Genomic DNA, 14702 nt, shown 5'->3' on the forward strand with positions numbered 1-14702 from the left:
TGACGCCTTTACATACTGCATACAGAATCCTGAATGTGGCCATCGGGGCCACGTGAGCGCCAGGGAGGGCCCGTGCCGACACACCGCCTCCGCTTCGACGTGAACTGCTCGATCCTCTTCACCGAACTCCCCGTGCTGCAGCGACCGGCGGCGGCCAGGGCGGCCGGGTTCGACGCCGTCGAGTTCTGGTGGCCGTTCGCCGAGGCGGTGCCGTCCAGCACCGAGGTGGACGCGTTCGTCGCGGCGATCCGCGACGCCGGCGTGCAACTGGTCGGCCTGAACTTCTTCGCCGGCGACATGCCCGGCGGTGACCGGGGCCTGGTCTCCTGGCCCGGGCGATCCGCCGAGTTCCGGGAGAACGCCGCCCTGGTCGCGGCGATCGGTGCGGCCACCGGCTGTAGGAACTTCAACGCCCTCTACGGCAACCGCCTGCCGGACGTCGACCCGACCGAGCAGGACGAGGTGGCGGTGGAGAACCTGGCCGCCGCGGCCGCCGCAGTGGCCCGGATCGGCGGCACCGTACTGGTGGAGGCGGTCAGCGGACCGCAGCCGTACCCGCTGCGCACCGCCGCCGACGCGATCGCGGTGATCGAGGTCGTGCGGGACGAACGCGAGGTGGAGAACCTCGCCTTCCTCGCCGACCTCTACCACCTCACCGTCAACGGCGACGACGTCGTCAAGGTGACCGAACACGCCCACCGGATCGGGCACGTCCAGATCGCCGACGCACCCGGCCGGCACGAGCCGGGAACCGGCGGAATCGACCTCGACGGCCACCTGGCCCGGCTGGAGGCGGCCGGCTACCACGGCTGGGTCGGCCTGGAGTACGTCCCGAGCGGCCCGAGTGCCGAGAGCTTCGACTGGCTGCCCCGGGAGCGCCGGGCCGGCTGACGGCTGCCCGGCAGACGCCGGGCCGGCTGACGGCCCCGGGAGTACCGGGCCGGCTGAACCCCGCCGCACCACATCCGCCGAACAAAGGAGATCGCTGACATGACCACCGTCGGTTTCATCGGCCTCGGCATCATGGGCGGCCCGATGGCCGTCAACCTGATCAAGGCCGGCCACCAGGTGATCGGCTACGACTACAGCCCGGCCCGCAACGAGGTGCTCACGCAGGCCGGCGGTCAGGTCGCCAGCGGCATCGCCGAACTCGTCCAGCGGGCCGACACCGTGATCACCATGGTCCGGGACTCGGCCGACGTCGAGACGGTCGCCCTCGGCGAACAGGGCATCCTGGCCAACGCCCGGCCAGGTCAGCTCTACATCGACATGAGCAGCATCTCCCCGCAGACCGCCCGGCAGGTCGCCGAGGCCGCCAAGGCCCACCAGGTACGGGTACTGGACGCCCCGGTCAGTGGCGGCGAGGCGGGGGCGGTCGAGGGCACCCTCTCCATCATGGTCGGCGGCGAGGCGGCCGACTTCGAGGCGGCACTGCCGATCTTCGAGGTGGTCGGCGCGACCGTCGTCCACGTCGGCCCGCACGGCGCCGGCCAGACCGTGAAGGCGGCGAACCAGCTCATCGTCGCCGGCACCATCGAACTCGTCGCCGAGGCGATCGTCTTCCTCGAGGCGTACGGGGTGGACACCGAGGCGGCGGTCCGGGTGCTCGCCGGCGGGCTGGCCGGCAACCGGATCCTGGACCGCAAGGCGGCCGGGATGCTGGCCCGGCAGTTCCAGCCCGGTTTCCGGATCGACCTGCACCACAAGGACATGGGCATCGTCACCTCGGCGGCCCGCGAGGCCGGCGTGGTCATCCCGCTCGGTGCGGCGGTGGCCCAGCTGATCGCCGCGCTGAAGGCGCAGGGCGACGGCGGGCTCGACCACACGGCACTGCTCAAGCTGGTCGAGCAGCTCTCCGGCCGGGCCGGCGCCTGAGCGCCGTCCGGATGTCCAACGTGCGGCTGACAACTCCGGTCGGGGCGGGTGGTCACGTACTGCTCGCCCCGGACAAGTTCAAGGGCTCGCTGACCGCCGCCGAGGTCGTCCGGCACCTCACCGTGGGCCTGCGTCGGGCCTGTCCGTCGGTGGAGGTACGCGGCTTCCCGATCGCCGACGGCGGCGAGGGCACCCTCGACGCGGCGCTGTCGGCCGGCTTCACCCGGGTACCGGTGCGGGCCACCGGGCCGACCGGTGCGCCGGTCGAGACCGCCTTCGCCCATGCCGACGGGGTGGCGGTGGTGGAGTTGGCCGACGCGTGCGGGCAGCGCCGGCTGCCCGAGGGCACGGCCGATCCGTTGCACGCCGGCAGTCACGGCGCCGGCGAGGTGGTCCGCGCCGCACTCGACCACGGTTGCCGGGAGATCGTCCTCGGGCTGGGCGGCAGTGCCAGCACCGACGGCGGTGCCGGGCTGGTCGGCGCACTCGGCGTACGCCTGCTGGACGAGCACGGTGTCGAACTGCCGCCCGGCGGGGCAGCCCTGCGCCGGCTGCACCGGATCGACGTCTCCGGACTGCACCCGGCGGTCCGGCGTACCCGGTTCGTGCTCGCCAGCGACGTGGACAATCCGCTGCTCGGACCGAGCGGTGCGGCCGCCGTCTACGGCCCGCAGAAGGGCGCGACCGACGCCGACGTCGCCGTGCTGGAGGCGGGGCTCGCGCGGTGGGCGGCGATGGCGATTGACGTGTCCATCGTGGACGACGCCGCCGAACTGGCCAGCACGACGGGTGCGGGTGCGGCCGGTGGCGTCGGCTTCGCCGCGCTCGCCTTCCTCGGCGCCACCTTCCGGCCCGGCATCGCGATGCTGCTCGACCTGCTCGGCTTCGCGGAGCTGCTCGCCGGGGCCGGCCTGGTGATCACAGGGGAGGGCTCGCTGGACGCGCAGAGCCTGCGCGGCAAGGCACCGGTCGGGGTGGCCTCGGCCGCCACCGGGGCCGGGGTACCGACCGTGGCGGTGGCCGGGCAGATCGGGGTCGAGCCGGACGCGCTGCGCGCGGTCGGAATCCGGGCGGCGTACCCGTTGACCGACCTGGCGCCGGACCCGGCGGACTGCGTCGCCCGGGCGCCGGAGCTGCTTGAGGAACTGGCCGGGGTGGTGGCCGCCGACTGGCTGGAGCCGTCCGGCCGACCCCGCCACCCGGCCGTCGGGCCGGGCTGAGCCTGTTGGTTGCCGGCCGGACCGGGCGGAGGCTGCCTGCCGACGGTGCGGCGGGCGCCCTGAGCGCCGAACCGCCTCACCCGCCAGCCTCGAACATGTTGTCGAGGCTGGCGGGGATCAGGTGCGGAGGGGCACCGAGGTTTTTTAGGTGGTGATCGACCCGTTGCCCCCACCATTGCCGTTGGATCCGACACAGGTGAGGAAATAGCTTCCGCTCGGGCCGGTGAATTGCTGCGACTTCAGGACGGACGAACTGGAGTTGCTCACGCTGCCTCGCTGGGTGCCACCGGAATCGTAGGCACGACAGGTTACCGGCCCATTCCTGGCACCCGACAGAACGCCGATGACGAACTTGCTGGATACGCTGATGTTCCGGCTCGTGCAGCTGTAGTTGCCGCTCGGAATCGCGCACCCGACCGATCCGGCAGCCGCCGGTGACGCCGGCAGGAGGATTGCCGCGCCCAGCATTCCCGATGCGACGGCAGCTTGAACCCACTTACGCTTCAACACAGTCCCCGTTTCTGTGAAGGTGGCGTCGAGGAATCATAGAGGCAATCCGTTTCCTCGATGCCTCGTATCCTGTGCCGGAGACCATAGCACAGATGATCGCCAATTTGGACGGGTGATCGGCGACCGGATCCGGCCCGGCCGCCCGCGCCGCAGGGATGTCTCTCACCCGAGGCGGAGGAGTTCCACCTCGCCGGTGCCGTCCCAGCCCGGCGGTACGACGGCGAGGGCGTCCGCCGCCGCGGCGCCCCAGAGTGAGCCGGGGCGGTCGTGGTTCAGTGGGGTGGCGGTGGCGCCGGTACGCAGTACCGGCACCAGCCGGGTGTCGTGCGGGTGACTGGGTACCGGCCCGGCCAGGGTGCTGGTCAGGACCGGGGGTTCGGTACGGCCGGCGAGCCGACCGAGCAGCGGGGCCAGCAGGGTGAGTACGGCGGCCAGGGCGGCGTACGGGTTACCCGGTAGGCCGACGACGTACCGGCCGTCCCGCAGGATCGCGAGGAGCTGCGGATGGCCGGGTCGGCAGGCGACCCCGTGCACCGGCACGTCGGCGCCGAGGGCGTCGAGCGCGCCGCGCAGGTGGTCGGCGGCGCCGGCCGAGGTGGCCCCGCAGACCACCAGCACCTCGGCGTCGGAGCGGAGCAGCGCGGCGACCAGTGCCGCCCGGTCGTCGGCGACCCGGGTCTCCCAGGTCGGCTCGGCGCCGGCGGTGCGGAGCAGTCCGGGCAGCATCGGGCCGATCGCGTCCCGGACCTGTCCCGGGGCGGGTAGTCCGCTGGTCCGCAGTTCGGCGCCGGTGACGACCACGCCGACCCGGGGCCGCCGGTGCACGGTCAGCGTGTCGTGACCGAGGCTGGCGGCCAGGCCGAGCAGTACGGGGGTGACGAGCGTGCCGGCCGGCAGCACCTCCTGACCGGCCGGGCAGTCCTCGCCCCGGCGGCGTACGTGCCGGCCGGGCGCGATCTCGCCGGTCACCGTACGGCCGTGCCGGACGGCGCGTTCGTACGGCAGGACGGCGTCGGCGCCGCGTGGCACCACGGCACCGGTGGCGATCTCGACCGCGTATCCGGGCAGCAGTGCGACGGGCGGGTGCGGGTCACCGGCGAGCACCCGTCCGGTGACCTGCCACGGCCCGGTGCCGGCGACGGCGTACCCGTCCATCGCGGCGGCGTCGTAGGCCGGCAGTGGGGAGAGCGCGACCAGTGGTGTGGCCAGGGCCGCGCCGACCGCGTCGGCCAGGGGTGTGTCGACCGGCGGGAGTGGGCGGGCCGCCTCCCGGGCGTACCGCCGGGCCTGCTGCCAACCGGTGGCGTTGACCGTGCCGAGTCTCATCCGCACTCCTCGCCGTTCTTCCGCACCAGTATCAGGGACGTCGACCGGTTCCGGCCGGTGGACGACGTCGGCCGCCCGGCTCCGGCCGGGGGACGACATCGACGGGCCTGCCGATCAGTCTGGACAGTCGCCCGTCCTGTGATAGAGAATAGTGCACTCGACATACTGTATACAGTGGCCCAGTTGGAGGAATCGATGGACTCCAGCGATCACCCCGCCGCGGTGCGGGAGATCAGCGACCTCTACGGCCGCCGCTACCGGATCGGCGAGAGCGACCGGGCCCTGCTGGGGCGCTCCCGATCGTGGATGACCCGGCTGCCCTGGGCCGCGATGTTGGCGATCAGCCTCTTCCAGTACGGCTTCGGCGCGGCCCTGCCCACCCTCACCGAGGCCAACGGCTGGAGCCTGTGGCAGGCGTTCGGCGTGCTCGGGCTCTGGGTGGTCTGCCAGGCCGCCAGTTCACCGCTGGGCGGCTGGCTGCACCAGCGACTGCGGGTCCGGCTCGCCGTACCGATGCTGGTCGGGGCGACCTGCTGCCTGGTCGCGCTGGTCACCCTGGCGCACAGCACCGACCTGCGTACCGTCCTGCTCGGTTACTCGGTACTCGGCGGGATCGGCGCCGGCCTGGTCTACATGACCTGCGTCGCCACCGTCACCGAGTGGTTCCCGGAGCGGATCGCCGGCCGGGTCGCGATGGTCAGCGCCGCCTTCGGGTACGGCGCGATCCCGTTCGTCGTCTTCGCCGGCTACGCCCTGGACCCGGGCAACCGTACCGCCGTCCTCGACGGCACCGCCGTGGCCGTCTTCCTGGTGGTCGCGCTCTGTGGACTGCTGATGCGCCGGCCGCCGAAGAACTGGTGGCCGGCGGAGATCGACCCGCAGCGTTGGGCGGTCGACCGCCGGATCAACCGGAGCATCCCGCACAACCGTCCCGCCGTCCGGCCGTACCCGCCGAGGGCGGCGTGGCGCAGCGGCATGCTGCCGATGATGTTCGTGGTGGTGGTCCTCACCGCGGCGATGGCCCTGTTCGACATCGCCTACCTGGCCGGTTCCGCACACGCCGGCCGGCTCTCCGCGCTGACCCTGGTGGCCGCGATGGGTGTGCTGGCCGCGGCCAACGGCATCGGACGGGCGGTGACCAGTTCGCTCTCCGACCGCATCGGGCGGCGGGGCACGCTGGGACTCGCCCTGCTGGTCGGCGGGGTGGCGCAGTTCGGTCTGCTCGCCGCCGCGGCGAACGACAACCACCTGGCGGTCGTGGTGGGCTTCGCGGCGGCGGCCGGCGCGGGTACCGGAGCCGGCTACTCCCTGTTGGTCAGTCTGGTCCGGGACTGGTTCGGCGACGACGCGACGGTGCCGAACTACGGGATCGTCTACACCGGCAAGGCGGTCGGCGGCGTACTCGGAATTCTGCTCGCCGGGCTGGTCGTGACCACCCCGGATTCTGTCGTACCGTTCGTGGTAGCCGGTTGCCTCGGTCTGCTCGGCGCGGCGCTGACCCGGTGGATGCGCCAGCCCGGACTCGCCGTGGTCCGGCTGCCGTCGCCACTCGGCGTCGACCGCGTCTAGCGCGCGGGCGCGGTACGGGTGACCGATGGTCCCCGGCGACGCGGGTGCGGACCCGCGACGTGGTGGTCGCCCGGCGGGCCGGGCCGGAGAGGATCGGTGGTGGCGGGATGGGACGGGTGACGAGTCGACGCCGGGTGGTCCGGATCGTCGACGGGGTACGCAGCGAACCGGTCGACACGCTGGCGGCTGAGGAGCCGTTGGAGATCCGGGTCAACGGCCGCTCGTTGGTGATCACGATGCGGACCCCGGGCGACGACTTCGACCTGGCGGCCGGCTTCCTGGTCAGCGAGGGCGTGGTCCGTGGCGGCGAGGAGATCGCCAACATCCGCTACTGCGCGGGGGCCACCGCCGACGGGGTGAACACCTACAACGTCGTCGACGTGGTGCTGGCCCCGGGCGTGGCGCCACCGGACCCGTCGCTGGAACGCAACTTCTACACCACCTCGTCCTGCGGGCTGTGCGGCAAGGCGAGCCTGGACGCGGTGCGGACCATCGCGGCCTGGTCCGTGCGGGACGACCCGGTGCGGATCGATCCGACAGTGGTCAGCGGCCTGCCGGACACCCTGCGCAACGCGCAGCGGGTCTTCGACCGTACCGGTGGGCTGCACGCCGCCGGCCTCTTCTCCGCCGACGGTCGACTGCACTGCCTGCGGGAGGACGTGGGTCGGCACAACGCGGTGGACAAGGTGGTGGGCTGGGCGCTGCGCAACGGCCGGGTGCCCCTGCGCGGCACCGTGCTGATGGTCAGCGGCCGGGCCTCGTTCGAGCTGGTCCAGAAGGCGGTGATGGCCGGCGTACCGGCGCTGGCGGCGGTCTCCGCGCCCTCCTCGCTGGCCGCCGAGTTGGCCGAGGACGCCGGACTCACCCTGATCGGCTTCCTCCGTGGTACGTCGATGAACGTGTACGCCGGGACGGACCGGCTGGTCCAGCGGGAGCGTACCGAGACGCCGGCCTGAGCGGCACTTCTTCCCCTTTTGCGCAGTTACTCCCACCTGCTATCGAGCCCTCCTGAATACTCCCTGTATCGGATGTACGCCCGGGGATGGTTGGAGGGGGCGTGAGTCGAGACGACGGACAGCGGGGTGCCCGGCGTTCTACGTCCTGCCCGGCGAGCGGCCGGACATCCAGACCGTACTGCGGCACGGCGAGTTGGTCACCGCGCTGGAGATACCGCTGCTCCCGCCGACCGCCCGGTCGCTGTACCTGAAGGTACGCGACCGCGCCTCCTACGAGTTCGCGCTCGTCTCGGTGGCCGCCGTGCTGACGATCGAGCGGGGGGACGATCACCGAGGCCCGGGTGGGACTCGGTGGTGTCGGGACCGTGCCCTGGCGGGCGCGGGCCGCCGGGGCGGTACTGACCGGTGCGCCGGCGAGCACCGACAACCACCACCGGGCCGACCAGCGCCGGGGCGAGAGCTACGTCGCGATCCTGGAACGGCACGGGCTCGACGAGCTGACCGCCGACGGAGCGAGCACCCCGCCCGAGGCCAGCAGGTCGGGATGGCGCTGGCGGAGGCCTTCGCGGCGAAGTTCGCGGAGGTGCACGTCGACCCCGAGCTGGGGCTGCTGCGGATACCGCGGCTGTTGTCGGTGGTCGACGGCGGGCGGATCCTGAACGAGAAGCTGGCCCGCAGCCAGATCCTCGGCGCCACCGTCGGCGGAATCGGCCAGGCGCTCCTCGAGGAGACCAGCACCGACGCCCGGACCGGGCGGGTGGCGAACGCCAACCTCGGCGACTACCTCGTCCCCGTGCAGGCTGACATCGGTGACCTGGACGTCGTGTTCGTCGGTGGGCCGGACAGGTTCACCCCGGTCGGCACCAAGGGGGTCGGCGAGGTGGGGCTGCCGGGTGTCGCGGCGGCGATCGCGAACGCGGTCCACCACGCGACCGGGGTACGGGTCCGTTCTCTGCCGATCACGATCGAGCAACTGATGAGCCCGGAGGGGTAGCCGCACGGGCGGAGGTGGTCGGGGTCCGGGCGGAGGTGTCGGTCTCCGCCCGGACCTGCGCCGACCTCGCGTACGCGGCGCCAGGTCCCCACCTGCCGAGTTCGGTGGGGACCGGCGACCCGCCCGGGGTCAGCGCGCGAGCAACGTCTCGCGCATCAGGGCGGCGGTTTCGGACGGCGTCCTGCCGACCCGTACCCCGACCGCCTCCAACGCCTCCTGCTTGGCCGCCGCCGTCCCGGAGGATCCGGAGACGATCGCGCCGGCGTGCCCCATCGTCTTGCCCTCGGGAGCGGTGAAGCCGGCGACGTAGCCGACGACCGGCTTGCTGATGTGCTCCCGGATGTAGTCGGCGGCCCGCTCCTCGGCGTCACCGCCGATCTCGCCGATCATCACGATCGCGTCGGTCTCCGGGTCGTCCTCGAACGCCTGGAGGCAGTCGATGTGGGTGGTCCCGACGATCGGGTCGCCACCGATGCCGACGCAGGTGGAGAAGCCGAAGTCCCGCAGCTCGTACATGAGCTGGTAGGTGAGCGTCCCGCTCTTGCTGACCAGTCCGATCCGGCCGCGCTTGGTGATGTCGGCCGGAATGATGCCGGCGTTGGACTGTCCGGGACTTATCAGTCCGGGGCAGTTCGGTCCGATGATCCGGGTACGGTTCCCCGCCGCGCTGGCGTACGCCCAGAAGGTCGCGGTGTCGTGCACCGGGATGCCCTCGGTGAGGACCACGGCGAGGCCCAGCCGTGCGTCGACGGCCTCGATCACCGCCGCCTTGGCGAACCGGGGCGGTACGAACACCACCGACACGTCGGCGCCGGTCGCCGTCACCGCCTCGGCGCAGCTGTTGAAGACCGGGATGCCGTCGACCTCCTGGCCGCCCTTGCCCGGGGTGACCCCGGCGACGATGTTGGTGCCGGCGGCGACCATCCGCCGGGTGTGCTTCGTGCCCTCGGTGCCGGTGATGCCCTGGACCAGCACCCTGCTCTTCTCGGTGAGGAAGATTGCCATCGCGCTCACGCCCCCTTGCCGGCGAGTTCGGCGGCGAGCCGCGCCGCGCCGTCCATCGTGTCCACGGTCAGTACGCCGTCCAGCGCGGCCTCGGCCAGGATCTTCCGTCCCTGCGCCGCGTTGTTGCCGTCCAGCCGGACGACCAGTGGCTTGGTGATCGTCTCGCCTCGGGCGGTGAGCAGCCCGACCGCCTGGACGATGCCGTCGGCCACGGCGTCGCAGGCGGTGATTCCGCCGAAGACGTTGACGAACACGCTCCGGACGTCCGGGTCGCCGAGGATGATCTCCAGTCCGTCGGCCATCACCTCGGCCGAGGCGCCACCGCCGATGTCGAGGAAGTTGGCGGGTCGTACCCCGCCGAACTCCTCGCCGGCGTAGGCGACCACGTCCAGGGTGCTCATCACCAGTCCGGCGCCGTTGCCGATCACCCCGACCTGGCCGTCGAGCTTGACGTAGTTGAGGTGCTTCTCGGCGGCCCGGACCTCGAGCGGGTCGGTGGCGCTGATGTCGACGAACTCCCCGTGGCCGGGCTGCCGGAACCGGGCGTTCCCGTCCAGGGTCACCTTGCCGTCGAGGGCCCGGACGGTGCCGTCGGCGAGCCGGGCCAACGGGTTGATCTCGACCAGGGTGGCGTCCTCCTTGCGGAACACGTCCCAGAGCCGGACCAGGATGTCGACCACGGCATCCCGTACCTCGTCGGGCAGGTCGGCGTCGGTGACCAGCCGGCGCGCGGTGTCGGGGTCGAGCCCCCGGGCCGGGTCCACGTGCAGCCGGGCCAGGGCCTCCGGGCTCTCGGCCGCCACCTGTTCGATGTCGACACCGCCCTGCCGGGAGACCATCGCGAGGAAGGCGCGCTGGGAGCGGTCGAGCAGCAGCGAGGCGTAGTACTCGTCGACGATGTCGCTGGCCTCGGTGACCAGCACCTTGTGCACGGTGTGGCCCTTGATGTCCATGCCGAGGATCGCGCCGGCCACCTCCCGGGCCGCGTCCGGTCCGTCGGCCAGCTTCACCCCGCCGGCCTTGCCCCGGCCACCGGTCTTCACCTGGGCCTTGACCACCACCCGCCCGCCGATCTCGGCGGCCGCGGCGTACGCCTCGTCGGGTGTGGTGGCGACGCGGTTCCGGCTGACCGGTACGCCGTGTTTGGCGAACAGTTCCTGTGCCTGGTGCTCGAACAGATCCACCGGGTCTCCCTTCTCTTCGACCTCTTGGTGGTGGTTGCTCCCGCTCGCGGCGTGTACGTCGACCGGGATCGGACATCGGGATCGGAGGTGGAACGTGGAACCGAGCGGCGGGTCCGCCGACGGGGGAGTGGGGTCGGAAGCCGGTGGGGTGGGCCGTGCGCGTCCCGGCGAACCGGGAGGTCAGGCCCGTCCGCGCCGCCGGGCGGGAGTCCGGTCTGCCGGCCCGCCGAGTGCTCGCGCGGAAAACGTCTTGCTACCCCCTAGACACTCCGCTGTTACATGCGCCACGATATTGCCTACCCCATACGGTATGCAATCCTCGGAGGTGGGCGGAGATCCGGACAGCGGGCCCGGCAAGGTCACCCAACGGATCCCTCGCTTCACGATCGGCAACGCATGGCGCGGCGCGTACAGGAGGTTGGCTCATGGGTAAGGCACTGGAGGGCGTACGGGTCCTCGACATGACGCACGTACAGTCCGGTCCCTCGTCCACGCAACTGCTCGCATGGCTGGGCGCGGACGTCATCAAGTTGGAGGCGCCCGGACAGGGTGACATCACCCGTGGCCAGCTCCGCGACCTCCCCGACGTCGACAGCCTCTACTTCACGATGCTGAACGCCAACAAGCGCAGCATCACCCTCAACATGAAGCACGAGCGCGGCAAGGAGATCTTCACCAAGCTGGTGTCCGAGGTGGACATCCTGGTGGAAAACTTCGGCCCCGGCGTGGTCGAGCGGTTCGGCTTCCCCTGGGAGCGGCTGCAGGAGATCAACCCCGGCCTCATCTACGCCTCCATCAAGGGCTTCGGTCCCGGCCGGTACGCCAACTTCAAGGCGTACGAGGTGATCGCCCAGGCGATGGGCGGCTCGATGAGCACCACCGGCTTCGAGGACGGGCCGCCGACCGCCACCGGCGCGCAGATCGGCGACTCCGGCACCGGTATCCACCTGGTGGCCGGCATCCTCGCCGCGCTCTACCAGCGCACCAACACCGGACGCGGGCAGCGTGTCCAGGTCGCCATGCAGGACGCGGTGCTCAACCTGTGCCGGGTCAAGCTCCGCGACCAGCAGCGGCTGGCCCACGGCCCGCTCGGCGAGTACCCGAACGAGAGCTTCGGCGACAGCGTGCCGCGCTCCGGCAACGCCTCCGGCGGCGGCCAGCCCGGCTGGGCGGTCCGCTGCGCTCCGGGCGGGCCTGACGACTACATCTACGTCATCATCCAACCGGTCGGCTGGAAGCCGATCTGCGACCTGATCGGCCGGCCCGAACTGGCCGACGACCCGGCGTGGAACACCCCGCAGGTGCGCCTCTCCAAGCTCGACAAGGCGTTCGCGCTGATCGAGGAGTGGACCGAGAAGCACACCAAGTGGGAGGTCATGGAGAAGCTGAACGCGCACAACATCCCGTGCGGGCCGATCCTGTCGACCAAGGAGCTGATCGAGGACGAGACCCTCGCCGAGCTGGGCTCGGTGGTGGAGGTCGAGCACCCGGCGCGGGGTGCGTACAAGACGGTCGGCAACCCCCTCAAGCTCTCCGACTCGCACGTCGAGATCGAGCGTTCGCCGCTGCTCGGCGAGCACACCGTGGCGGTCCTGGCCGAGCTCGGCTACGACGAGCGGCAGGTCGACGAGCTGCGGGCCGCCGGCGCGATCTGAGACGCCCGGACGCCGACCGGACCCAGGACATTCACCGCCCCGCCGAGACGGGCGGAACGTGACGCTCCTAAGGAGACGACAGAGAATGCCAGTGAACGACAGCAGCTACGACCGCGAGGCCGTACGGCGGGTGCTCGACCAGGCCCGGGCCGAGGGTCGGACCTCGCTGACCGCGCCCGAGGGCCGGCTGGTGGTGGAGGCGTACGGGATCAGCACCCCCGGCGAGGGGTTGGCGACCAGCGCCGACGAGGCGGTGGCCCTGGCCGAACGGATCGGCCTGCCGGTGGTCCTGAAGATCGTCTCGCCGGACATCCTGCACAAGACCGAGGCCGGCGGGGTGCTGGTCGGACTGCACACCGCCGAGGCGGTGGCGACCGGCTACCAGACCATCATCGACAACGCCCGTGCGTACAAGGCGGACGCCAAGATCGTCGGGGTGCAGGTGCAGCAGCAGCTCGACTCCGGCCACGAGGTCATCGTCGGTACGGTCACCGACCAGACCTTCGGCAAGGTGGTCGCCTTCGGTCTCGGCGGTGTCCTGGTCGAGGTGCTCAAGGACGTCACCTTCCGGCTCGCCCCGGCCGACACCGAGACCGCGCTGTCGATGATCGACGGCATCGCCGCGGCCGAGATCCTGCGCGGCGTACGCGGCGCCGAGCCGGCCAACCGGGAGATCCTGGCCGACCTCATCGTCCGCCTCTCCGCCCTGGTCACCGACTTCCCGGAACTGGCCGAGGTCGACCTCAACCCGGTGCTGGCCACCTCGACCGGCGCCACCGCGGTGGACGTCCGGATCCTGGTCGACGACAACGCGGCCGAGCAGCCGTACCGGTTCACCGACGAGGAGATCCTGGCCAGCATGAACCGGATCATGCGGCCGGCCTCGGTCGCGGTGATCGGTGCCTCCGCCGAGACCGGCAAGATCGGCAACTCGGTGATGAAGAACCTGGTCAACGGCGGCTACCAGGGCGAGATCTACCCGATCAACCCGAAGGCCACCGAGATCCTGGACCGTAAGGCGTTCAAGAGCATCGCCGACGTACCGGGCCCGGTGGACGTCGCGGTCTTCGCGATCCCGGCCAAGTTCGTGCCGGCGGCGCTGGAGGAGGTCGGCGCCAAGGGCGTCGCCGGGGCGATCCTGATCCCGTCCGGCTTCGGCGAGACCGGCAACCACGAACTCCAGGCCGAGGTGGTGGCGATCGCCCGGCGGCACGGGGTACGCATCCTCGGCCCGAACATCTACGGCTACTACTACACGCCGGAGAACCTGTCCGCGACCTTCTGCACCCCGTACGACGTCAAGGGCGGGGTGGCGCTCTCCTCGCAGAGCGGCGGCATCGGGATGGCGATCCTCGGGTTCAGCCGTTCCGCCCAGATGGGGGTCTCCTCGATCGTCGGGGTCGGCAACAAGTCCGACATCGACGAGGACGACCTGCTGACCTTCTTCGAGAGCGACCCGAACACCGACCTCATCGCCATGCACCTGGAGGACCTGAAGGACGGTCGGTCGTTCGCCGAGACCGCCCGGCGGGTGTCGAAGACCAAGCCGGTGATCGTGCTCAAGGCCGGCCGTACGTCGATGGGCGCCCGCGCGGCCAGCTCACACACCGGTGCCCTGGCCGGTGACGACAAGGTCTACGACGACATCCTCCGGTCCAACGGGGTGATCCGGGCACCCGGCCTCAACGACCTGCTGGAGTACGCCCGCGGCATCCCGCTGCTGCCCACCCCGCAGGGCGAGAACGTCGTCATCATCACCGGGGCCGGTGGCTCCGGGGTGCTGCTCTCCGACGCCTGCGTCGACAACGGGCTCACCCTGATGGAGATCCCGTCTGACCTCGACGAGGCGTTCCGCAAGTTCATTCCGCCGTTCGGCGCGGCCGGCAACCCGGTGGACATCACCGGCGGCGAGCCGCCGGCGACGTACCGGAACACCATCGCGCTCGGCCTGTCCGACCCCCGGATCCACTCGCTCATCCTCGGCTACTGGCACACCATCGTCACCCCGCCGATGGTCTTCGCCGAGCTGGTGGTCGACGTGGTCAACGAGTTCCGGGCCAAGGGCATCCACAAGCCCGTCGTCGCCTCGCTCGCCGGCGACGTCGAGGTGGAGCAGGCCAGCGAGCACCTCTACCGGCACGGGATCGTCGCCTACCCGTACACCACGGAGAAGCCGGTCGCGGTGCTCGGTGCCAAGTACCGGTGGGCACGCTCCGCCGGTCTGCTCGGTGATTGACCGGGCAGCCGTAGCACCAATGCAGTTCCGTCTCATCACACCAGGCAGTTGGAGGGGCCACTAGCCTCACGGCGACCCGCTCCGCGGCCAGGGGTCGAAGGACATGTACGTCGGGTCCGGCTCCGTCCACCGGACTCGTGTCGTCGGAAGTCCCTAGGAGGTCCAGCGTGGA

General features: G+C 71.4%; 12 protein-coding genes. 8 read left to right on the forward strand and 4 right to left on the reverse strand.

Annotated elements, in window-relative coordinates; genetic code table 11:
- Positions 1-72 precede the first annotated feature (72 nt).
- The 3 genes from V1633_RS09880 (at position 73) to V1633_RS09890 (ending at position 3095) form a co-directional block, all read left to right on the forward strand.
- Positions 73-891 (forward strand): hydroxypyruvate isomerase family protein, encoded by an 819-nt coding sequence (locus V1633_RS09880; RefSeq protein ID WP_331213923.1) that lies wholly within the window; start codon positions 73-75, stop codon positions 889-891.
- Between the two features lie 99 nt (positions 892-990).
- Positions 991-1875, forward strand: a complete 885-nt coding sequence (locus tag V1633_RS09885) for a 2-hydroxy-3-oxopropionate reductase (RefSeq protein ID WP_331213924.1) — start codon at positions 991-993, stop codon at positions 1873-1875.
- Between the two features lie 11 nt (positions 1876-1886).
- Positions 1887-3095 (forward strand): glycerate kinase, encoded by a 1209-nt coding sequence (locus V1633_RS09890; protein WP_331213925.1) that lies wholly within the window; start codon positions 1887-1889, stop codon positions 3093-3095.
- A 144-nt stretch (positions 3096-3239) separates the two neighbouring features.
- Here V1633_RS09890 and V1633_RS09895 read toward each other — a convergent pair whose 3' ends face one another.
- Complete coding sequence (locus V1633_RS09895) at positions 3240-3605, reverse strand: hypothetical protein (RefSeq protein ID WP_331213926.1); 366 nt, start codon at positions 3603-3605, stop codon at positions 3240-3242.
- A 162-nt stretch (positions 3606-3767) separates the two neighbouring features.
- Positions 3768-4931, reverse strand: a complete 1164-nt coding sequence (locus V1633_RS09900) for a molybdopterin molybdotransferase MoeA (RefSeq protein ID WP_331213927.1) — start codon at positions 4929-4931, stop codon at positions 3768-3770.
- 195 nt (positions 4932-5126) lie between these two features.
- Between V1633_RS09900 and V1633_RS09905 the strand changes: the two genes are divergently transcribed.
- From V1633_RS09905 to V1633_RS09915, 3 genes are all read left to right on the forward strand, one after another.
- Positions 5127-6500 carry an OFA family MFS transporter gene (locus V1633_RS09905; protein WP_331213928.1) on the forward strand — a complete coding sequence of 458 codons (1374 nt, stop codon included), beginning with the start codon at positions 5127-5129 and terminating at the stop codon, positions 6498-6500.
- Positions 6501-6607: 107 nt separating this feature from the next.
- Positions 6608-7456 carry a formate dehydrogenase accessory sulfurtransferase FdhD gene (fdhD, locus tag V1633_RS09910; RefSeq protein ID WP_331214197.1) on the forward strand — a complete coding sequence of 283 codons (849 nt, stop codon included), beginning with the start codon at positions 6608-6610 and terminating at the stop codon, positions 7454-7456.
- Between the two features lie 544 nt (positions 7457-8000).
- Positions 8001-8450: a molybdopterin cofactor-binding domain-containing protein gene (locus V1633_RS09915; protein WP_331213929.1), complete on the forward strand. Its 450-nt coding sequence runs from the start codon at positions 8001-8003 to the stop codon at positions 8448-8450.
- A gap of 129 nt (positions 8451-8579) precedes the next feature.
- Here the strand turns inward: V1633_RS09915 and sucD are convergent, their stop codons facing one another.
- Both sucD and sucC read right to left on the reverse strand, forming a co-directional pair.
- On the reverse strand, positions 8580-9455 hold the full coding sequence (gene sucD / locus V1633_RS09920; RefSeq protein ID WP_331214198.1) for a succinate--CoA ligase subunit alpha: 876 nt from the start codon (positions 9453-9455) through the stop codon (positions 8580-8582).
- 5 nt (positions 9456-9460) lie between these two features.
- On the reverse strand, positions 9461-10639 hold the full coding sequence (gene sucC, locus V1633_RS09925) for an ADP-forming succinate--CoA ligase subunit beta (RefSeq protein WP_331213930.1): 1179 nt from the start codon (positions 10637-10639) through the stop codon (positions 9461-9463).
- Positions 10640-11064: 425 nt separating this feature from the next.
- Here sucC and frc point away from each other — a divergent pair, with 425 nt between their 5' ends.
- Together frc and V1633_RS09935 are read left to right on the forward strand one after the other, a co-directional pair.
- Positions 11065-12294 (forward strand): formyl-CoA transferase, encoded by a 1230-nt coding sequence (frc, locus tag V1633_RS09930; protein WP_331213931.1) that lies wholly within the window; start codon positions 11065-11067, stop codon positions 12292-12294.
- A gap of 85 nt (positions 12295-12379) precedes the next feature.
- Positions 12380-14530 (forward strand): acetate--CoA ligase family protein, encoded by a 2151-nt coding sequence (locus V1633_RS09935; RefSeq protein ID WP_331213932.1) that lies wholly within the window; start codon positions 12380-12382, stop codon positions 14528-14530.
- Positions 14531-14702 lie beyond the last annotated feature (172 nt).

Origin of the sequence: Plantactinospora sonchi (genome assembly GCF_036422035.1) — a bacterium.
GTDB classification, from domain to species: domain Bacteria; phylum Actinomycetota; class Actinomycetes; order Mycobacteriales; family Micromonosporaceae; genus Plantactinospora; species Plantactinospora sonchi.